Below are 20876 nucleotides of genomic sequence, written 5' to 3'. Positions count from 1 at the left end.
GGTTATTCTCCTTGTAAGCGAGCGTCAGGGGATTCGAGGTTGTCCAGCCGTTCCAGTTTCCGGGCTCGTGCAGCCTGAACAAAGTGACCAAAAATACGGCGGTGCCCGGTGTGGTACAGAAGGTATTCCGGATGCCATTGCACGCCCATCAGCCATTGCTGGCCAGTGTTCTCAATGGCCTGAACAAAAAGATCATTATCTACGGCGGTAACTCGCAGATTGCGGCCCAGGCGTTTGATCGCCTGGCTGTGGATCCGGTTGGCGCCGATGACATGACTGTACATAAGCTGGCCGAGCCGGCTGTCTTGCACCAGGCGAACGGTTTGCAGGGGCAGGAGTAAGGGCCGGTGCCGCGTATTGACCCGCAAAGGGGTAACGTTCTGGCACAGGGAACCGCCATGAAAGACATTGATGAACTGCGCGCCCCGGCAGATACCGAGCACCGGGATATTGATGGCTTCGGCCTGCTCCAGCAGATGGGTGTCGGTTGCATCGCGCTTCAGGTCGTACCGTGCGGTTACCTGAGATTGTTGCTGGTAGCGCTGTGGATGAACATGGGTGCCGCCGGAAAGTACCAGTCCGTCCAGTAATGCGACGTTGGTCCGGTCACCGGGCCTGATGTAGTGGGTTCTTGCGCCGTGCAAACGCAGCCCCAGGCTAATCAGGCGGTGAGCCATGGAGCGCCGCGCCGGACCACTGATGCCGATGGTCAGGCCCGGAATTTCCGGTGCTTCGGTTTGTTCAGACATAACCGTGCAGGCGCAACCAGTTATCGGTTGTCTCGCGCCAGGAGTGGGTGAGATTGTGGAAGTTGAATTCCCGAGCCTTGTGAAACTCCTGGCGCAGATCTGCAAGGTCCCGGGGGGTGTTCGCCAGCTGCTCAAGCACTACCCAGTCGTTCCAGACGGTGGAGAAATGCCATGCCGGGTTGTCTATGTCGCAGTCGGGTAAGCGATAGTGCAGCGTGGGACGGCTTTTAATTCTGGGGTCCCGGACATACTCCTCCAGCAGCGGTTTATTCAAATGCGCAAACAGCGGCAGAAGGTCCAGCGCTTTGTTGCGGGTAGGGTTGTAGCGCAGGTAATCCCGCATCAGGGTTTCAATGTCCGGTGAGTAGTCGGCTGCCAGGAGCCGATCGGTATACCGACTGCTCCAGGGTTCAATGTAGGTGGTGAATTTCCTGCTGATGTCCAGCTGATGCCGGGATTTAAGCCAGTCATACAGCAGGGCAAACGCTTGCAGGTAGCGCACCAGCGTCTCCGGCTCCAGGTCGGGTAACTCGGGGTTCAGTTGAAGCCCGAAAGCGAAATAAATGGCTTCCCGGCTTCCCTCTGCTCCAAGCCTGTGAAGCTCGTCGACCAGATCTTCGATCATTCCAAGTGCTGACATTGCCAGCGGCGGTGCCACAATTTCCAGGGGAACAATCTTCTCTGCGGCAAAGTCGATCACATCCATGGCATGGGTGCCAAGCTCTCTGAGGGACTCCGGGAGCCTCTGGTCGGCAAGATCCAGGTCTTTGATCGGGTCCGAGTCGAGCTCGATGGTAAACGCGCCGGCTTCCGTATCCACCCGGGTGACGTATCGGGATGTGAGTCTGGGCTCACCATCCAGCAAGCGGGCTACATGGGCCACCAGGGACTCGTAGGCCAGTCCCGACAGCTCAATTTCAACACCGACCTTTCTTTCCGGCCCGGCCTGAGTAGTCTGCTGTTCCGGCATATTACAGCGATTGTGTGCAGTCATGTCATTCTCGGCTTCCCTGTGTCTGGACTAAGTCACCTTAACATATACAGGTTGTCGCTCTCCCGTTACAGCACAGACACGAAAACGCCGGGGGCTTTACACTGGATAAAACACTGTATATAGTCAGTTCACTGTATAAAAAAACAGGATCGAAATCCCGGAGCCCGACCAATGAAGTTAACCGCAAGACAATCACAGGTACTGGATATTATCCGCCGTTATGTGGATGAGACTGGCTATCCGCCTACGCGGGCAGAGATCGCGGCAGAGCTTGGGTTCCGTTCTGCCAATGCCGCAGAAGAACACCTGCGGGCCCTGGCCCGCAAAGGGGCCATCGAAATGGTTCCTGGGGCAAGCCGGGGCATTCGGCTGCCGGAAGCTGAGGAAGATCCGGGGTTGCCTGTCATCGGGCAGGTTGCGGCGGGCAGCCCGATACTGGCGCAGGAGCATATTGAAGATCACTGTACCCTGCAGCCCGGTTTTTTCTCGCCCTCGGCAGATTATCTGTTGCGGGTTCGGGGTATGAGCATGAAGGATGTCGGGATTCTGGACGGAGACTTGCTGGCCGTCCACAGCACCCAGGACGTTCACAACGGCCAGATTGTCGTCGCCCGTGTTGGTGAGGAAGTCACCGTAAAACGGTTCCGAAAGGAAGGCAGCAAGGTCTGGTTGATTGCAGAAAATGAAGAGTTCGCTCCGATAGAAGTCGATCTCACGGAGCAGGAATTGTTTATTGAAGGGCTTGGGGTGGGGGTTATCCGCCGGTCAGATCTTCATTGAGAACAGTGTTCACAGGCGCGCAGCGCAGGTAGGTGAGTAATGGAACAGTTGAGCTTCTCCCAGAACATGGCGTTTCAGCCGTCGGCTGTTGCTTCGGCAACTGCGGTTTCAGCAGGAACGAAGGTATCGACCGTCGGCGTAGTGTCGGGGCGTCATGCGTCGACGGGCTTTGGCGGTAATGTGACCGAAATTATTCTGCCTGAAGAACAGGTGGAGAACTTCCAGTTGCTGCTGCCAATGCTGACTCAGCTGAACCAGGAAAAGCGCTGGCTGGCCTGGATAGATCCTCCCCAGTCGCTGGTTGCCAAATGGCAAAAGATGCACGGCATTGTTGCTGGCGAAATCCTGGTGCTGCGGTCGACAACCGAGTTTCCGGCTCAGGATCTGGCGGAGCGTGCTCTGGGGGCAGGAACCTGCCACGCAGTGGTACTCTGGACTCAGAAGTTGGGGCGCGCAGCGCTGGAGACCTTGCAGACGGCTTCAGCCCGGGGTAACAGCCATGGTGTGGTGCTGCGCCAGCGATAAAGAGCGATCAGTGCAGGGTGTAGCGGGGCTGACTGTCTACGAAGTCACTCTCGTCGTCTTCCCAGTCAATGTCATGGCTGATATTGCCTGCAGCCTCTATGCCTGCTGCGATCATGGCTTTGGCAACGCTCATGTCGCGGTCTTCAAGCATTTCGCGGGCTTCTTCAGAGAACGAAATTCGCACCAGAGGCGCAGCGTCGTCATCGATACGGCGAAGCGCATAGTCGCCATCGGCAAGTTGTACGATTTCAAAAAACGAAGGTGACATTCATTCAACCTTTATTTGCTGTCTGTATGCGTTAATGGTGTAAGTCGGGTAGCGAGTTACCACTCGCTGTGCTGATCGTCGATGGCTCTGGCTGTGGCGCTGATTGCAGCCAGTGTGCTTTTCAAGGCTTCGGCAGACCGATCGGGGCCCTGCTCTGCGGAAATCGCGATGATGTTTTCGTCGGTAACAGTTTTTCGCGGTTTCGGCGGCTCTGAGAGCGCCCTCTCCAACTGGTCCAGGTGTTGCCACCAACTCCCTGTTGTATCAATCAACTCCCGCAGTGTTCCGATTTCTGCAATCGGGTAGCTGAACAGGGTCTCAAGCTCGTCTACCGTCGTTGGCGTTGCCGCTTTGTTCTGATGACATCGGGCAATCATCGTCAGCAATAGCTGGCGAGCCCTCAGCATAAGTTCCACCGCGCCCTGGATCAGCGCCTCACGGTCGGCTGCCGGGAGTTCCTCTGCGTGTTCCGTTCTGGCCACCAAGGTCTTGGCAAGAAACAGCTTTTGACAAACGAGAGAGTGCCATTGAGAGGCCATTGGAAAACCTGTGGTCAGATCACTGTCTACGAGCGGTTGAGTAAAGCCGGCCAGTGTACCATTTCCAGCGGATTATTTCCCGCCCTGGAAGCCTCGGTAAAAACGCTTTCACAAGAAACTACAAACAACCACTTGAAACGATCGTTTGAAACTGGCAAAAAGGTCGGCAGATTGGGTGAGTAATAACCACTCAAAAGACTCACGCTGGAGGTAAAGGATGCGAAACCGATTAATTGCTGCCATCGCAGTTGCTGTTATGGGAGCTTCCACTCCGCTGCACGCGAAGGTAACCCAGGCTGAAGCCGCACGTCTGAATAACGATCTCACCCCGGTAGGGGCGGAACGTGCCGGTAATGAAGTCGGCACGATACCTGCCTGGGATGGCGGTCTTGATACCCCCCCGGCCAACTGGCGCAAAGGCACGGTAGAAATCAATCCGTTTCCTGAAGACAGCGCTTTGTATGTGGTAACGGCGGACAACCTGGACCTGTATCGCGACAAATTGTCGGATGGCCATATCCAGTTGCTGGACCAGTACGGTCCAGACTTTTTTATGCCCGTGTACGAGACCCGTCGCACTGCAGCGTTTCCCGAGCACGTTTACGAAAAGTTTCGTCAGAATGCACTGACTGCTGAACTGCTGGATAACGGCAATGGGGTGCGAGACACCATTATGACCAGCCCTTTCCCCATTCCTCAGAACGGCCTTGAGGCAATCTGGAACCACATCCTCCGTTATCGTGGTGAGGAGGTATCGTTCCGGAGTGCAGCGGCCACACCACAGGAAGATGGTTCCTTTAATCCTGTGGTTAACCATTACGATTATTTCTTTGCCTACAGCCAGGTGGGAGCGGATCTGGCGAATATCGACAACAAGATTTTTTATCTGAAAACCGAGACCATTGCGCCAACAACCCTGGCCGGCACGATTACTCTGGTGCATGAGACCCTGGATCAGGTGCGTTCGCCCCGTCTGGCATGGCGTTACGACGCAGGCTCACGGCGGCTGCGCCGGTCTCCGAACCTGGCTTATGAAACCGACCTGCCGAACTCCTCGTCGTTGCGCTCGGTTGACCAAAAGGATATGTACAACGGCGCACCCAACCAGTATGACTGGGAGCTCAAGGGCAAGCGCGAGCTGCTGGTGCCCTACAACGCCTACAAGCTCCATGACTCGGATGTGCGTCCTGACGATATCATTCAACCGAACCATATCGATCAGACTCTGGCCCGTTACGAGCTGCATCGGGTTTGGGTAGTGGAAGCGACCCGCCGCACCGGCATCGGGCACATTTACGATCGCCGGGTGTTGTATCTGGATGAAGACAGCTGGCAGATTCTGGTGTCTGAAGAGTACAACGAGCAGGGAGAGCTGTGGCGCGTCTCGGAAGCTCACAACATCAGTTATTACAGTGAGCCGGTCTTCTGGACGACCATGGAAATGACGTATGATCTGAAGGCGAACCGTTATTATATTGATGGTCTGGACAACGGTTATCCCGCTTACGATTTTGCCCCGGGGTATCGTGGTAACGAATTTACCGCCTCTGCGGCCCGTCGCGCTGCGCGGCGGTAGTCGTTCATGATGACAACGCCATCGCCTGTCGGTGGCGTTGTCTCGTTGGCCAGCCCCTCCCTCGAAGATTCTGGAGATCGCTGATGGCCACCCCCGAAACCCTCCTGTCCGACCTGGACCAGCTCGAAAATCAACTCAGGGAAGCTCTGGAACATCAGGACTGGGAACGCTTGAGTCAACTGAATGCCCGGGTGCGTCCTTCGATTGAGCCGCTGATGACCGAGCTGGAGAAAGGGACAATTGATGCTGTCCTGGTGCGTGAGCGGCTGCAAGCGCTCAATCGCTTTGTTGAGGAAGCCGATGCGGCGGCCACGGAAGCCCGGAACGAAGCGCGGGCTTCCCTGAAAGGCATGAGCCAGAATCGAAACGCGGCGAAAACCTACCAGAACGTTTCATCCAATCGTCAAAGATAGCGTCATAAAATTGACTCGAGACTGTATACGGTCTTAAATACCGCACAAATTCATGAAGAGATTCCTGTGAATGTCCAAAAATAACAAAGTGCTGGTGCTGAGTGAGGATGAATCCAGGCAGCGTGATCTGATCACTATTCTGGAGTTTATCGGCGAAGAGCAGGTAACTGCCGGCAACGAGGCTTTGGCGCTTTTGGCGAGTGATGACGAAGGGGTCAGAGACAGCGTTGCCGTGGCGGTGGTCAACGGAACCGAGCCTGCTGCCTGTTCCGCCATCGAGCAGGTGTGCCAGTCCATGACCGGCGTGCCGGTTCTGGTGGTGGGAGATCCGGACCTGAAAAAACTGTCCGACGATGACGCTGCCCGAGTAATTGCGCGGATGGAGTGGCCCCTGAACTACACCAAGTTTGTTGATTCCCTGTATCGGGCCCAGATATACCGGGACCAGTTCAGTCGTAACCAGCAACGGGGCCAGCAGCGGGGCGTGCAACTTTTCCGGAGCCTGGTGGGTACCAGTCGCAAGGTGCAGCAGGTGCGCCAGTTGATGGAGCAGGTGGCGGATAAAGACGTCAGTGTTCTGATAACCGGCGAATCCGGCACCGGCAAAGAAGTGGTCGCTCGCAATCTGCACTACCATTCCTCGCGCCGCGACAAACCGTTTGTGCCGGTGAACTGCGGTGCCATTCCGGCCGAACTTCTGGAGAGTGAACTGTTCGGGCATGAGAAGGGCGCATTCACGGGAGCGATAACCGCACGTGTGGGCCGGTTCGAAATGGCCGAGGGCGGCACGCTGTTCCTTGATGAAATCGGGGATATGCCGCTGAATATGCAGGTAAAAATTTTGCGGGTGTTGCAAGAGCGTACATTTGAACGGGTGGGGGGCAACCGGACCCAGACCGCCGATGTCCGTGTGATCGCTGCAACCCATAAACACCTGGAAGATATGATTGAAGCCGGAAATTTCCGGGAAGATCTTTATTATCGCCTGAACGTGTTCCCCATCGAGATGCCAGCGCTGCGGGAGCGAGTGGAGGATATTCCTCTGCTGATTAACGAGCTCATCTCGCGCATGGAAAAGGAAAAGCGGGGCTCACTGAGAATGAACTCTGCCGCCATCATGAGCCTTTGCCGTCACGACTGGCCGGGTAATGTTCGCGAACTGGCCAACCTTGTGGAGCGTTTGGCGATCATGCATCCCTACGGGGTGATTGGCGTTCAGGAATTGCCGAAGAAATTCCGCTACGTGGATGACTACGACGAAAATCGCCCGGTTGAGGATTCCGGTATGCCGTCAGCCATACCCGGGCTGATCGGGCTGGATGCACCGGCTTTGTTACCGGTAAACGGAATCGATCTGAAAGATTACCTGTCTAACCTTGAAAGGCAGCTCATCCAGCAGGCATTGGACGAGGCCAGTGGCGTCGTTGCCCGTGCCGCAGAGAAGCTCCGCATCAGGCGCACCACTCTGGTGGAGAAAGTGCGCAAGTATGGCTTGAGGGACGACTCTGAGGAGTCCTGAGGGAAAACCGGGTTAGGGCGACGGAATGGCGTCAAAGGTTTGTAGCCTTTGGCGCCATTGTTGTTTCTGAATGACGATAATCCGTCACGCATTTCTCTCCGGTTATTCTTAAGCGCTGAAATTAAAGGATTAGTTGATGTTGGCATGGTGTTGGCTTTATTCCCCCTGAACCAAAGTGTTGATGGTCCCACGGACCGGTCAGGGGGAATAGGTTATGAGTCACGCACATGTCGTTATGGGATCCAGCCAGCAGGCGGACGCTAACGCGGCCGCTGATGTCAACGACAAGGTGGCGGCGCTGTTTCCACAGCAGGACGACGAGGCCGTAGACTCTGCGCTGGAGCTTTTCAATCGAATGTCCCGCCAGATTACCGACTCCTACCGGACACTGGAATCCAGAGTGAATCAATTGTCCGGTGAGCTTTCCTGGGAATCGCGCCAGCGTCAGCAAGAACTGGAGCAGAAAGAGCAGTTGGCAGACCGTCTGTCGACGCTGTTGAATGCCCTGCCGGCGGGTGTGGTGGTGCTGGATAAGCATGGCATCGTCAGCCAGAGTAACCCGGCGGCCATCGCCCTTCTGGGCGAGCCTCTTGAGGGCGAGCGCTGGGTTGATGTTATCCGACGCTGTTTCGCTCCCCGAAACGACGACGGCCATGAAGTGTCACTCAAGGACGGACGCCGGGTCAGTATTGAAATTCGCACCATGGAAAACCAGCCCGGCCAGTTGATTCTGCTCACCGATCTGACGGAAACCCGTCAACTCCAGTCTCAACTGGCGCACGCTCAGCGCCTGTCGGCCATGGGTAAAATGGTGGCGTCACTGGCGCACCAGATCCGCACGCCGCTTTCAGCCGCCATCCTTTACGGAGGGCATCTCAGCCAGCCGGATCTTGATGAGGAGCTGCGCCAGCGCTGTGCTTCCCGGTTGATGTCCCGTTTGACGCACCTGGAACAGCAGGTCCGGGATATGTTGATCTTTGCCCGGGGCGAAACCCGTCTGGCTGAGGAGTTGGATGCCTCGCGTCTGGTCGATGCGCTCGAGTCGTCCATTCATGGGCTGAAGTTGGGCGACAACGTGCGTGTTGTCCTCGATAACCGGATTGAGACAAGGTGCCGGTTGATGTGTAACCGCGATGCACTTGTCGGCGCCTGTACCAACCTCGTGAATAATAGCCTCGAGGCGGGGGCGACGGAGGTGGTAATGATCGTATCTGCCACCGCTGGCGCTCTGGAAGTCCGGGTTTCCGACAATGGGCCGGGATTTGATGCAGAGCAGGCCGGGCGCATAACAGAGGCCTTCTATACCACGAAGTCCCATGGTACCGGGCTTGGGCTGGCGGTGGTTCAGGCGGTGGTCAAGGCGCACCAGGGGGAGTTTTCGATCGCCTCTCCGGGCTTGCAGGGCGCGGAAGCGATGATTCGGTTGCCGGCTCTGTCGGCCCGGGCGTAATGAACAGGTTGGAGGCATAAAGCATGGCAAAGGCTCAGATTCTGATTGTAGAAGATGATCACGACTTGCGTGAGGCTTTGGTAACCACGCTGGAGCTGGCAAAGTTTCAGGTTCGTGAGGCGGCCAACGCTGAAGAAGCGCTGGCCAGCCTGGCGCGCGCGCCGGTCGATATGGTGGTCAGTGATGTCAATATGCCAGGTCTTTCGGGGCATGAGCTGCTTGCAGAAGTACAGCGTTTGTATCCCGGTTTGCCGATGATGTTGATTACGGCTTATGGTCAGATCAGTCATGCGGTCTCCGCCATGCAGTCCGGCGCGATCGATTATCTGGTCAAGCCATTCGAGCCCCAGGTTCTGGTCGATGCGGTTAGCCGCGTGGTAGGTGGGGGGCGTCAGAAGTCCGGCGACGAGCCGGTTGCCGAAGATCCTGTCAGTAAACGTATGTTCCAGTTGGCCTCGAAGGTCGCAGGCAGCGACTCCACTGTGATGATTTCCGGCGAAAGCGGCACAGGCAAAGAGGTGCTGGCTCGTTACATTCACCAGCAATCGCCGCGGTCTGAGCAGCCGTTTGTTGCTATAAATTGCGCGGCCATTCCCGAGAATATGCTCGAGGCCATTTTGTTTGGCCACGAGAAAGGTGCGTTTACCGGTGCTGTTGCGGCTTCCCCGGGCAAGTTTGAGCAGGCCAACGGCGGAACGATTTTGCTGGATGAGATCTCGGAAATGGATCTTGGGCTGCAATCCAAAATACTGCGTGTACTACAGGAGCGCGAGGTCGAGCGGGTGGGTGGTCGCAAGACCATTGCGCTTGATGTCCGGGTGTTGGCCACGACCAACCGTGATCTGGCGGATTACGTGCGAGAAGGGCGTTTCCGCGAGGATCTGTACTATCGCCTGACCGTGTTCCCGATGCGGTGGCAGCCGTTGCGGGATCGGCCGCTGGATATCATTCCGCTGGCCAGGTCTTTGCTGAAGAAGCATTGCCGCAAGATGAAGCTGACGGGGATTTCGTTCGCCGACGATGCCCGAAAAGCCCTGGTGGGGCACCCCTGGCCAGGCAACGTTCGGGAGTTGGATAATGCCATTCAGCGAGCTCTGGTGCTGCACCAGGGTAACGTAATCCATGCCGGCGATCTTTGTCTGGAGCTGGGTATCACCGGCACCGCTGACTTTGGTGCGCCAGCCGGCCCCGTCGCACCCGGGGAGGCGCTGTCGGAAGGTATCCCGGATCGCGAATTTCGCGAACCTGTATCTGAGCCTGCTCCAGATGCGGACGGGGAAATCGGCTCCCTTGGTGATGATCTGCGCCAGCAAGAGTTCCGTATCATTATCCAGACCTTGAAGAAAGAGCGCGGAAGGCGCAACCGGGCTGCGGAGCAATTGGGAATCAGCCCCCGAACGCTCCGTTACAAACTGGCCCAGATGCGTGATGCCGGCATCGATCTTGAGGCAGAGTTGGCCACGGCCTGATGTGAAGCTGTTGTATCCATCCTATACTCCTTCGGGCACCCTTCGGGGTGCCGTTTTTTATCCTTTCTCTTCGTATTTCTTTTCCTGCTGTCGTCCCGCTGCCCTGTCAAATGTTTGTCGCGAGGGCGGGGTGCGCTTTTCTATAGATCGCTAGTGTTCTGATTAATATACGATAATAGATTCTGGCCCGGTGTTTGCTTTTGCTGTGGTAAGTCAGCAACAAGACAGGCCCCTTAAAGTGGGCTACCGGGAGATGATGATGGTTCAGCGCGCCGACATTAACAGTGTTCTGTCAGAGATCCGGACTCTGCGCACCCAGATGATGCAGAACCAGCGGGTTGAACAGGATCAGTCCATTCGTGGCCGTGTTGATGCCCCGAGACCGGTGCAGGAAACCCAGGAAACGCCCAGCTTCAGCGATATGCTGGGCAAGGCCGTGAACAATGTGAATGAACTGCAGGGCCAGACCGGGGAGTTGAGAACCGCCTATGAAATGGGCGATCCAAACGTGGATATTACCCGGGTCATGATTGCTGCCCAGAAATCTTCCGTGTCTTTCGAGGCATTGACCCAGGTGCGCAACCGGGTTGTTCGTGCCTATGAAGACATCATGAATATGCCGATCTGATAACGGAGCACAAGCATGGCAAGCGTACCCGCGGAAACCGCCGCCTCTGACCTGCCGGCCAGCCAGGAGGCCGACGCCTCTCAGGGCCGTAGCAATCTTTTGCTCGGATTTAATCGATTGCACCTGCTGCGTCAGGTCGGCCTGATGGTGGGGCTGGCGGCCAGCGTGGCATTGGGCGTGGCCGTTGTTCTTTGGGCCCAGGAACCTAACTACCAGCCAGTGGTTGGCGATTTGTCTGCCTACAATCCGCAGGACGTGACCACGATCCTCGACAGCAACGGCATTGATTACAAGATGGACCCCCGCACCGGGGCACTGTTGGTGCCCTCCGAGCAGGTTTACAACGCGCGCCTGAAGCTGGCGGCCGAGGGTGTGACCGACCAGAAGACTATGGGGTATGAACTGCTCGACCAGGAACGTGGGCTGGGAACGTCCCAGTTTATGGAAACCATCAGCTATCGGCGGGGATTAGAAGGCGAGTTGGCGCGAACCATCGCTGCCATGCGCGGTGTCCGCAATGCCCGGGTTCATCTGGCCATTCCGGAGCGCTCGGTGTTCATCCGCGATGCTCGGGAGCCTACCGCGTCGGTTTTTCTGGAGGTGTTTGCCGGCCGGCGTCCCGAACAGGAGCAGATTCGTGCCATTGTCAACCTGGTGGCCGGCAGCATCCCGATGATGAACCGGGACCAGGTAACCGTGGTCGACCAGAATGGCAATTTGCTGACCGGCGACGAGGTAAAAGCCGAAACGGACCGGATGAAAGACCAGTACGAATACACCTCACGGGTTGAAGAGCGCATGACGCGCCGGGTGGCCTCACTGATTGCGCCGATCGTGGGAGAAGGGCGTTATCGTGCTGAAGTCACGGCGGATCTCGACTTTTCTGCCGTCGAGCGCGCGGAGGAGCTGTATAACCCCGAGCAACAGGCCATTCGCAGTGAGCGGGAACTCTCGGAGCAGCGTGCGACTGGAGCGTCGGGCGGTATCCCCGGTGCGCTGGCGAATCAGCCGCCTGGCGCCGCCACGGTGCCTGAACAAGCCAATGCCGGCGACGATGAAGATGGTGCCCCGGCAGCGCCACCGGTGAATGTTCGGCGGGAGTCCACACGCAACTATGAACTGGATCGAACCGTGAGCTACACCCGCCAGGAACTGGGTGCGGTCAAGCGGGTAACCGTGGCACTGGCGGTTGATGACATGAAAGTGGTGGACCCGGAGACCGGTGAAGTCAGTTATCAGCCCTGGCCGGAAGCTGAGCTGCAACGCTTGAGTATGCTGGTGCGCGATGCCGTCGGGTACTCTGCGGCCAGGGGCGACAGTGTGACGGTGATGAATACTGCGTTCGCACCAGAAGAGGCGGTGGAGTTCGAGACACCGGGTTTTTGGGAGCAACCCTGGTTCTGGGATTTGATGAAGCAGGTCCTGGCGGGGCTGGTTATTCTGATTCTGGTACTGGGCTTGCTGCGGCCGACGCTGAAAACCCTGTCTGGTGGCGGTCGCCGTGAACACTCGGATGGCGGTGATGACAGCGAGTATTCAGGCCTTGATGGTATCGAGGGCGGGCAGGCATTGCGGGATGCGATGTCGTCTCAGGACGATCTGCTTTTGCCCGGGGCCACAGACAGTTATGATAGACAGTTGAATGCACTCAAAGGCCTGATTGCGGAAGATCCCGCCAGGGTTTCACAGGTTATGCGCCAGTGGGTGAACGTTGATGACTGAAGAGAACGGCCAGTTAAAGGGTGACAGCTCCCAAAAGCCGCAGCGCAAGATTCCGCGGGTTGAGCAGGCAGCCATTCTGCTGATGTCACTCGGGGAGGCGGACGCCGCCGAGATACTCAAGCACATGGGGCCCAAGGAAGTCCAGCGCGTGGGTGTGGCCATGGCGCAGATGAAGGACGTCAGCAAAGACGATGTCACCTACGTTCTCAACCAGTTCGTGGATGCCGTGGGCGGTCAGACTGGCCTGGGCGTCGGTAACGATGATTACATCCGGGCGATGCTCACCCAGGCGCTCGGTGATGACAAGGCCGCAAGCCTGATCGACCGCATTCTCATTGGTGGCAACACCACGGGCCTGGACACACTCAAGTGGATGGAGCCCCGTGCCGTGGGCGACATTATCCGCTATGAGCATCCCCAGATTCAGGCCATCGTTATCTCCTATCTTGATCCGGATCAGGCCGCCGAGATTTTGGCCACTCTTGACGAAAAAGTGCGGCTGGACGTAATGATGCGGGTCGCGTCGCTAGAGAGTATCCAGCCCCAGGCTCTGCAGGAATTAAACGACATTCTGGAAAAGCAGTTTTCCGGCGGCGCCGCTTCCCAGACCAGCCGCATTGGTGGCGTCAAGCGTGCGGCGGACATCATGAACTTTATGGATCGGGGCGTTGAAGGCTCGCTGATGGACTCCATCAAGGACATGGACCCGGATCTGGCCTCCACCATCGAAGACCTGATGTTTGTGTTCGATAACCTCAAGGATATTGACGATCGCGGCATTCAGGCGCTTCTGCGGGAAGTGTCGTCGGAAGTACTTGTGGTGGCGCTCAAAGGTGCGGATGAAGCGGTGAAGGAGAAGATTTTCAAAAATATGTCCAAACGAGCGGCAGAGTTGCTGCAAGACGACCTGGAAGCCAAGGGCCCGGTCAAAGTCAGCGAGGTGGAAGCCGCCCAGAAAGACATTATCACCGTTGCCCGCCGTATGGCGGAAGCCGGCGAAATTTCGCTGGGCGGTAGCGGCGAAGAAATGATGTGATGAAAGATTCCGACCACGGTGCCAAAGACAGACCGAAAGAGCAGATGACTGCCTGGGAACGGTGGGAGTTACCGCTGCTTGATGAACGCGGTAACCAGGTGGCGCAGGAAGAGGAAGTCCGGCCGCTCACAGCCTCTGATCTGGAGGAAATTCGTACAGCGGCCCGTGAGGATGGTTTTCAGGAGGGGCGCGCCGCCGGCCATTCGGAAGGTTTCGAGCAAGGCCGGTCTGAGGGGCACCAGGCGGGTTATGCGGCCGGTGAGGCCGAAGGGCGCGCCTACGGTGAACAGCAGGCGCAGGAGCAAACCCGGCAGGAAGTGGCGTCCCGCATGGAGCGCCTGGAGCACCTCATGGGCGAGCTGCTGTTGCCGATTCAACGCCACGAAGAAGAGCTGGAATCGGTTCTGGTCAACTTGTCGACCGTGTTGGCCCGGGCGGTGGTGTTTCGTGAACTGAGCATGGATTCTTCACATATCCGGCAGGTCGTGCGCAGGGCGTTGTCTGAGCTTCCCTCCACCGCTGACAGCCTTCGCATTCACATCCATCCCGATGATATTGAGCCGGTACGGGAAGTAGCGGAACGACTGGAAACGGCCGCCGTGATTGTCGAAGATGAGTCGGTGATGGCCGGTGGTTGTAAAGTCGAGTCCCGGCACAGTCTGGTGGACTTTACCGTTGAAAAACGCTTCCAGCGAGTGGTGCAGGGGATGCTGGAAGAGCAGCTGGTTGAGCCCGCAGGCAAGGATCAGGAGGATGTGGTACCCAACATGGGGGCGCTGACCGATTTCCACCGGGACGTACTGAGTGACTCCGGCATGGCGGCGCCATCGACTGTTGAGTCTGAACCCCCTCGCCAGGAGCGTAACGATGACAACGCGCCTGGCTGAGCGACTGAGGCAACTTCAGAGTGCGATAGAGGCTGAGCCTTCACCGGAACTTTCCGGGCGACTTACTCGTATGGTGGGCCTGACGCTGGAGTGTGTGGGCTGCCCGATGGTGGTTGGCGATCGTTGCCTGATTCAGGGCGAAAGCGGTACCAGTGTGGAAGCCGAGGTAGTGGGCTTTGAGGAAGACCGGGTTTACCTGATGCCGTTGACGGCGATTGAGGGGCTCAGGCCCGGGGCCCGTGTGATTCCGCTGGCGTCTGCCAGCAGAGTACCGGTTGGCCCGCATATGCTTGGTCGGGTACTGAACGGTGCCGGCGACCCTCTTGACGGCAAGGGGCCACTGCAGGCCGAAGCCCGGGTTCAGCTGACCGGGGATATCATCAATCCACTGAACCGGGCACCGGTTCGCCAATCCATGGATGTGGGCATTCGTGCCATCAATGCACTGTTGACGGTCGGCCAGGGCCAGCGTCTTGGCCTGTTTGCCGGCAGTGGTGTGGGCAAAAGTATGTTGCTGGGCATGATGACCCGGTTTACCGATGCCGACATTACCGTGGTGGGCCTGATTGGTGAGCGGGGCCGGGAGGTCAAAGAGTTCATTGAGGACATTCTTGGCGACGAAGGGCTAGGGCGTTCCGTTGTGGTGGCTTCACCCGCGGATGACTCGCCCCTCATGCGTTTGCGGGCTGCCATGCTGACAACGCGCATTGCCGAATATTACCGGGATCAGGGCAAGCGCGTACTGTTATTGATGGATTCCCTGACCCGCTATGCCCAGGCCCAGAGAGAGATCGCCCTGGCGGTGGGTGAACCGCCTGCCACCAAGGGTTACCCGCCGTCGGTATTTGCCAAGCTTCCCCAGTTGGTGGAGCGCACCGGTAACGGTCGCCCGGGCGGTGGTTCCATCACCGCGTTCTATACCGTTCTCACCGAAGGTGACGACCAGCAGGACCCGATTGCCGACGCGGCGCGGGCCATCCTGGACGGTCATATCGTCCTGTCCCGTAGGTTGGCGGAAGAGGGGCATTATCCTGCCATTGATGTCGAGGCCTCCATCAGCCGGGTGATGCCCCAGGTGACAGACCCGGAACACTTTGCGCGGGCCCAGCGTTTCAAGCAGGTGTATTCCCGATACCAGCAGGCCCGGGATCTCATCAGTGTCGGCGCCTATGTGAAAGGTTCTGATCCGGAAACCGATTTCGCCATCCAGCACATCAGCAATATGCGCCAGTTTCTCCAGCAGGGGCTTAACGAGAGTGCGCCCCTAACAGAGGCGATTGATCAGCTGCTTGCAGTTGTACCAGAGCGCCGGTCGCCGGAACGCCGGAAAACGGCTGTGCCAAACCCTGCCGGCAACCAGGGTAACGCCTGATGCTGCGCTCGAAACGACTGGAAGTGGTGCTCACCCTGGAGGAGCGCAAAGAGCAGGAAGCACTGGAGCGTCTCGGCGAAGCGCGCAAGCAGGTGGAGGCGCACCGGGAGCAGGTGGAAAACCTGGAGCGCTATCAGCAGGAATACCGAGATCAGATTCGGGCCAGTCAGCAGGGGGTTGTGCCGGTTGCCCGGTTGCAGGCCTGGCAAGCCTTTATTGCCCAGCTGGACCAGGTGATTTCGCAGCAACAGCGGCAGCTGCAACAGGCGGAAAGCGTGTTTGAAGCACGGCGCACTGAATGGCAGCAGGCCTGGGAGCGTCGCCGTGGCATGGAGAAGTATATCGATTCCTGCCGGCAGCAGGAGCGGCGTGAACAGGACCTGAAAGACCAGAAGCTGGCCGACGAAGCTGCTGGCCGCGCCTTTGCAAGGCGTCAGCGATAACCCTCTTCCTCAATGACCTGTATCAGAAAAGCTGGATGCAATTTCCGTTAATTTGGCTATCCTTTACCGGGTGAACTTGCCATCAGTGGCAGGAGCAATCCCACAGTCATTGGTGGAATGTACCTGGAGGTTCAGTAATGGCCATAGAGACACACCGGAGCGATGACGGCAGAACACTTACCATCTGCGTGGATGGCCGATTCGATTTCAGTACCCACCAGGTCTTTCGGGATGCCTATGAGCACAGTGATTCCTCCGTCAGTCACTACGTTGTTGACCTCTCGGGTACTACGTATCTGGACAGTTCCGCCCTGGGGATGTTGCTTCTGCTAAGAGACCATGCCGGGGGGGACGGCGCCAGCATTGCCATCAAGAACTGCAACAGCGATGTCCGGCGAATCCTTTCTATCTCCAACTTTGAGCAGTTGTTCAGCATCGGCTGAGGCAATGCCCTTGAAGATTCTTATCGCCGAGGATAGCAACAGCGACCGGCTGATTCTGGCACGATTGGTAGAGCGGCTTGGTCATGAGGTGGTCGAGGCCGGGGATGGTACCGAGGCGGTCGAGTTGTTTCGCAAGACCCAGCCGGATCTGGTGTTGCTGGATGCGCTGATGCCCCGGATGGATGGCATGGAAGCCGCGCGGCAGATGAAATTGCTTGCCGGTGAACGCCTGGTGCCTCTGATCTTTCTCACGTCTCTGTCAGGCGCCAGTGATCTGGCCAGATGTCTTGAAGCCGGTGGCGATGATTTTCTGGTCAAACCCTACAATCGCGTGATTCTCGAAGCCAAGATCAATGCCTTCAATCGAATGAGGGCGCTTCATCAGGCGTTATCGGACCAACGGGATCAGGTACGACAACATAACCAGCAACTACTGGACGAACAGCGCACGGCCCGGCGCGTGTTCGATAATGTTGCCCATACCGGATGCCTGGATGCGCCCAATATCCGTTATCACGCCTCGCCGTTGTCGGTATTTAACGGCGACGTACTTTTTGCCGCTGAACGCCCCGGCGGCGGGACGCTGGTTTTTCTCGGAGACTTTACCGGGCACGGATTACCGGCCGCCATCGGTGCTATGCCTGTTGCTGAAATTTTTTATGGCATGGCGGCCAAAGGTTTTGGCGCCACCGATATCCTCACAGAAATTAATCGCAAGCTCCGTCAGATACTGCCTGTGGGAATGTTTTGCTGTGGTTTGATGGTCGAGGCCGACCTCAAACACGGCAGTCTGCGTGCCTGGAATGGTGGTGTGCCAGATGGCTGGCTGGTACGGGCAACGGGTGATCGTGTGGCGATTCCCTCGCGCCACTTGCCTCTGGGGGTGCAGGCGGCAGACCGGTTCTCGGCTGCCATGACCACGCTGGAGGTCAAGCAGGGGGACTGGCTGGTCCTGATGACAGATGGCTTCCCCGAGGCATCCGACCGTGATGGTGTGTGTCTGGGGGAGGAGGGGGTTCGGTCCGTTCTGGCTGGTCTTGAGCCCGGGCAGGAACCCTTTGAGGCATTGTTGGCCGGGATGCAGCAGCACACTGGAGAGCCGGTGCCGGCCGACGATCTGACGCTGTGTTGCCTGCAAATGGTGATTGCCGATGCGCCGGAGCCTGCGACTGGACCAGTGCCGGACTCGGCGCTGGCGGGCCCGTCTGACTGGCATTGTGTTTACGAGTTGCGGCACCAGAGCCTTGCGGATTTCAACCCGCTTCCACTGCTGCTTCACATCTGTATGGAGGTGCCGGGCCTGCGAAGCCGGAGCGGAGAGATCTACACGCTGTTATCCGAGTTATACAACAATGCTCTGGAACATGGTGTTCTGGCTTTGTCCTCTGAATGGAAAACGTCGTCTGACGGTTTCAGTCAGTATTACCGGGAGCGCGCGCGCAGGCTTGGCAACACCGATGGGCATTTTATACGGTTTACGGTCAGTCACAAGCCGCACAGCGGTGGTGGCACGCTGACCGTGATCTGCGAAGACAGCGGTGATGGTTTTGATTTCACCTCGAGTTCTGACACAGTAACGGGTAGCAGGGTCGGCCAGAACGGGGATTATTCCGGTCGCGGCCTTGAGATTTTGCGTCGTGTGGCTCGAAGCCTGACTGTGCATGGTCGGGGCAATCGGGTGGAAATCGTCTATGATTGGTGGTTCCCCCATGTCGCGCCGCGGCGCAAATGTGCCGACAATTGAGGACAGCGCATGAACGACAAACCCCATCTTGATGTGGAGGCTCTGGCCGAACTGCAGGATGTTATGGAGAACGAATTTGAGGTTCTGATCCAGACGTATCTGGCGGATTCCCGTTCGCGTATCGAAAGTCTTGACGCGGCACTTCAGGCAGAAAGCGCGGAGCAGTTTGCAAAGGCCGCTCACAGTTTCAAAGGCAGTTGCATCAATATCGGAGCTCCGCGGTTAGGAGGGTTGTGCTTCGAGGCTGAACAGCTGGGCAAAGACGGGGATCTGGCACAGGGCCGGGTTATGCTGGACGCTATTCAGGCAGAGTTTCAGGAAGTGGCCCAGCGGCTGCAGAATTTCGATCAGGAAGAGTGAGCCTGCAATATTTGATATCTGGCACCACTTTTGCTGAGTTCAGGTAAAGGCCCCGGATGGGGCGATCTGAGACCTGAAGCGGCAAGAGGTTGCCATGCAACAAACCATACTTCCCCAGGCTCCGGCGAAAACATCTCAGCCGGAGGCAGCGCCATCTAAACCGGCAGGCCCTAAAGACACCGAGGCCGGCGAAAGCCGTTTCGAAGAACTCTCGCGGGCCGAGCAGAAGCGGCTGGATGCCAGGCGCGAGGAGCACAAGGAACAGGCCAGCGCCGCCCAGGAAAACAAAGCGGCAGAGCGGGCTGAAGAGAAGGCCCAGGCAGCCGGTGATAGGCCGTCCAACACCGAAAAACCTGAGGATGCGACCAGTTCAGCCAGTGCCGATAGCCCGGAGGGGCCCCTTGGCGAAGCGGCCGATGACAACGGGCAGCCGGATTCCGCTCTGGCTATTGAAGAGCCCGTGACACCGGTGACCTTTGCCAATCTGCAGGCCATGTTTTCAGCTGCATCCGGCCAGCAGGCCGTCGATACCCCGGTCAGCCTGGCCTCCAACCTCCCTTTGGGCGGCTCCCAGGCGGCTCCCGGTCTGGTCAGGGGCCAGCCAGGCCAGTCCCAGAGCGGTAACGGTTCAGCGTTGATTCCCGGTATGCAGCTTACGGATCTGCTGACCGGCGGCGCCACCGGTGAAAGCTCGAGGCCCGTCGATCCGTCCAGCTTGCTGACAACGCCCAGGTTCCAGAATGTGATGGAAGCTGCCAGCCAGCAGTCGAACCCGGCCGGCAAGCTGGTTGCCGATGCCAATGTCCCGCTGCGGGGCTACACCACCTCGGTTGACGTTCCAGTTGGCCAGGCGGAATGGGGTGACAAGGTTATGGGCAAGCTCAGCTGGCTCACAGCCAGAAATATGTCGGTCGCCGAGATCCACCTGACACCTCCCGATATGGGGCCGATGGAGGTCAAGGTTAAAGTCCATCATGATCAGGCCAGTGTCACCGTGCATGCCGCTAACCCGGTGGTCAGGGAGCAGCTTGAGCAGAACTCTCACCGGCTGCGTGACATGCTGGGTGAGCAGGGGCTTTCGCTGGGTCAGTTCGATGTGTCGGACCAGCCTGGTCAGCAGTCCGGAGGTGGCGAAAGCGGTGAGGCCGGTGATGGTGATGCCCATTCACGGGGAGGAACATCGCTGGCGAGCCAGGATGCAGAGCTGGATCCTGTTGGAGCGGGTCAGCTTGATCTGGGCTGGCGGGGCGAGGTGGATGTATTTGCCTGAATCGGGTTGTTTTTTGAGCAATTCTCCCTGCCGTCTCTGACTTCTTTGCCCATCCCCTTCGGCAACGCTAAACTGCGGGTCTGGAATGCGGGGATGGGCGTCTGGCCCAGCCTTTGCATCACTTTTCAAAAAAGTCGCCTGGCATCTTCCGGGTGACAAAAAAGTGACAAGCGAGCGTTATGGCGGAAAATACCGAAACTGATGCGCCTGCCAAGAAAGGCAAGCTGAAACTGATCATCATGCTGGTGATCATTATTATACTTGCGGTAGGGCTATCCATAGCCGGCACACTCTGGTTTTTGGGGGGAAGCTTGCCCGGTTCCGACGAAAGCGAGCCCGAAGCGGCGACGGAACCCGCATTTGTTGCCAGCAGTTACACAGACCTCGAAAAAGCCCTGGTGACCACCGTTCAGGCCGACGGGCGGCAGCGGTATGCCCAGGTCTATGTGTCGCTCGAGGCCAGGGACCCGCTCGCGCTGGCCGCGGCAGATATTCATATGCCGCTTATACGGAGCCAGCTGGTCATGGTGCTTGGCAGCAGCAATTTCCTGGAATTGCAAACGCCTGAGGGTCGCCAGGCGCTGGCAGACAGTATGCTGCAGACAGTGAATCAGGTTCTGGAACAGGAAGGGGAGCCGGTCATCGACCGGGTGCTGTTCCGGAATTTTGTGGTCCAGTAATCGTACCGC

At 57.9% G+C, this 20876-nt stretch carries 22 protein-coding genes; 18 read left to right on the top strand and 4 right to left on the bottom strand.

Annotation, left to right across the window (positions count from 1 at the left end):
• Positions 1-2 precede the first annotated feature (2 nt).
• On the bottom strand, positions 3-749 hold the full coding sequence (locus ACP2AU_RS02985; protein WP_426374338.1) for a gamma-glutamyl-gamma-aminobutyrate hydrolase family protein: 747 nt from the start codon (positions 747-749) through the stop codon (positions 3-5).
• A complete protein-coding gene (locus ACP2AU_RS02980) occupies positions 742-1743 on the bottom strand; it encodes an amidoligase family protein (RefSeq protein WP_426374336.1) in 1002 nt (333 codons plus the stop codon). Before ACP2AU_RS02980 ends, ACP2AU_RS02985 begins: the two co-directional genes overlap by 8 nt.
• Before the next feature lie 171 nt (positions 1744-1914).
• On the opposite strand from ACP2AU_RS02980, the gene lexA reads away from it, so the two are divergent.
• Complete coding sequence (lexA, locus tag ACP2AU_RS02975) at positions 1915-2523, top strand: transcriptional repressor LexA (RefSeq protein ID WP_426374334.1); 609 nt, start codon at positions 1915-1917, stop codon at positions 2521-2523.
• A gap of 39 nt (positions 2524-2562) precedes the next feature.
• Positions 2563-3048, top strand: a complete 486-nt coding sequence (locus ACP2AU_RS02970; RefSeq protein WP_426374332.1) for a cell division inhibitor SulA — start codon at positions 2563-2565, stop codon at positions 3046-3048.
• A gap of 7 nt (positions 3049-3055) precedes the next feature.
• Here ACP2AU_RS02970 and ACP2AU_RS02965 read toward each other — a convergent pair whose 3' ends face one another.
• Together ACP2AU_RS02965 and ACP2AU_RS02960 are read right to left on the bottom strand one after the other, a co-directional pair.
• Positions 3056-3316 carry a hypothetical protein gene (locus ACP2AU_RS02965; RefSeq protein ID WP_426374330.1) on the bottom strand — a complete coding sequence of 87 codons (261 nt, stop codon included), beginning with the start codon at positions 3314-3316 and terminating at the stop codon, positions 3056-3058.
• A gap of 56 nt (positions 3317-3372) precedes the next feature.
• Positions 3373-3855 carry a DUF6586 family protein gene (locus ACP2AU_RS02960; RefSeq protein WP_426374328.1) on the bottom strand — a complete coding sequence of 161 codons (483 nt, stop codon included), beginning with the start codon at positions 3853-3855 and terminating at the stop codon, positions 3373-3375.
• 217 nt (positions 3856-4072) lie between these two features.
• Here ACP2AU_RS02960 and ACP2AU_RS02955 point away from each other — a divergent pair, with 217 nt between their 5' ends.
• The 16 genes from ACP2AU_RS02955 (at position 4073) to ACP2AU_RS02880 (ending at position 20867) form a co-directional block, all read left to right on the top strand.
• On the top strand, positions 4073-5431 hold the full coding sequence (locus tag ACP2AU_RS02955; RefSeq protein WP_426374326.1) for a DUF1329 domain-containing protein: 1359 nt from the start codon (positions 4073-4075) through the stop codon (positions 5429-5431).
• A gap of 83 nt (positions 5432-5514) precedes the next feature.
• Complete coding sequence (locus tag ACP2AU_RS02950) at positions 5515-5844, top strand: SOS cell division inhibitor (protein ID WP_426374324.1); 330 nt, start codon at positions 5515-5517, stop codon at positions 5842-5844.
• Positions 5845-5914: 70 nt separating this feature from the next.
• Entirely contained in the window at positions 5915-7363 is a 1449-nt protein-coding gene (locus ACP2AU_RS02945) for a sigma-54 dependent transcriptional regulator (protein WP_426374322.1), read from the top strand.
• A 214-nt stretch (positions 7364-7577) separates the two neighbouring features.
• Positions 7578-8813, top strand: a complete 1236-nt coding sequence (locus ACP2AU_RS02940) for a sensor histidine kinase (RefSeq protein WP_426374320.1) — start codon at positions 7578-7580, stop codon at positions 8811-8813.
• A gap of 23 nt (positions 8814-8836) precedes the next feature.
• Positions 8837-10282, top strand: coding sequence for a sigma-54-dependent transcriptional regulator (locus ACP2AU_RS02935; protein WP_426374319.1), 1446 nt, complete (start codon positions 8837-8839; stop codon positions 10280-10282).
• 259 nt (positions 10283-10541) lie between these two features.
• Positions 10542-10910 (top strand): flagellar hook-basal body complex protein FliE, encoded by a 369-nt coding sequence (fliE, locus tag ACP2AU_RS02930; RefSeq protein WP_426374317.1) that lies wholly within the window; start codon positions 10542-10544, stop codon positions 10908-10910.
• A gap of 15 nt (positions 10911-10925) precedes the next feature.
• On the top strand, positions 10926-12632 hold the full coding sequence (gene fliF / locus ACP2AU_RS02925; protein WP_426374315.1) for a flagellar basal-body MS-ring/collar protein FliF: 1707 nt from the start codon (positions 10926-10928) through the stop codon (positions 12630-12632).
• Entirely contained in the window at positions 12625-13668 is a 1044-nt protein-coding gene (fliG, locus tag ACP2AU_RS02920; RefSeq protein WP_426374313.1) for a flagellar motor switch protein FliG, read from the top strand. Before fliF ends, fliG begins: the two co-directional genes overlap by 8 nt.
• Positions 13668-14555, top strand: a complete 888-nt coding sequence (locus tag ACP2AU_RS02915) for a flagellar assembly protein FliH (RefSeq protein ID WP_426374310.1) — start codon at positions 13668-13670, stop codon at positions 14553-14555. Before fliG ends, ACP2AU_RS02915 begins: the two co-directional genes overlap by 1 nt.
• Positions 14536-15927: a flagellar protein export ATPase FliI gene (fliI, locus tag ACP2AU_RS02910; protein ID WP_426374308.1), complete on the top strand. Its 1392-nt coding sequence runs from the start codon at positions 14536-14538 to the stop codon at positions 15925-15927. Before ACP2AU_RS02915 ends, fliI begins: the two co-directional genes overlap by 20 nt.
• Positions 15927-16370 (top strand): flagellar export protein FliJ, encoded by a 444-nt coding sequence (gene fliJ, locus ACP2AU_RS02905; RefSeq protein ID WP_426374306.1) that lies wholly within the window; start codon positions 15927-15929, stop codon positions 16368-16370. Before fliI ends, fliJ begins: the two co-directional genes overlap by 1 nt.
• Positions 16371-16507: 137 nt before the next feature.
• Positions 16508-16813: an STAS domain-containing protein gene (locus ACP2AU_RS02900; protein WP_426374304.1), complete on the top strand. Its 306-nt coding sequence runs from the start codon at positions 16508-16510 to the stop codon at positions 16811-16813.
• Between the two features lie 4 nt (positions 16814-16817).
• Entirely contained in the window at positions 16818-18557 is a 1740-nt protein-coding gene (locus tag ACP2AU_RS02895) for a SpoIIE family protein phosphatase (protein WP_426374302.1), read from the top strand.
• Positions 18558-18566: 9 nt separating this feature from the next.
• Positions 18567-18917 carry an Hpt domain-containing protein gene (locus ACP2AU_RS02890; RefSeq protein ID WP_426374300.1) on the top strand — a complete coding sequence of 117 codons (351 nt, stop codon included), beginning with the start codon at positions 18567-18569 and terminating at the stop codon, positions 18915-18917.
• Between the two features lie 94 nt (positions 18918-19011).
• Complete coding sequence (locus tag ACP2AU_RS02885) at positions 19012-20187, top strand: flagellar hook-length control protein FliK (RefSeq protein WP_426374298.1); 1176 nt, start codon at positions 19012-19014, stop codon at positions 20185-20187.
• 179 nt (positions 20188-20366) lie between these two features.
• Complete coding sequence (locus tag ACP2AU_RS02880; protein WP_426374296.1) at positions 20367-20867, top strand: flagellar basal body-associated FliL family protein; 501 nt, start codon at positions 20367-20369, stop codon at positions 20865-20867.
• Positions 20868-20876 lie beyond the last annotated feature (9 nt).

Source organism: Marinobacter sp. VGCF2001, from assembly GCF_049943275.1.
Taxonomy (GTDB): domain Bacteria; phylum Pseudomonadota; class Gammaproteobacteria; order Pseudomonadales; family Oleiphilaceae; genus Marinobacter.
The sequence above is the reverse complement of the archived record's forward strand: the minus strand, read 5'-3'. Positions and strand labels throughout refer to the sequence as shown.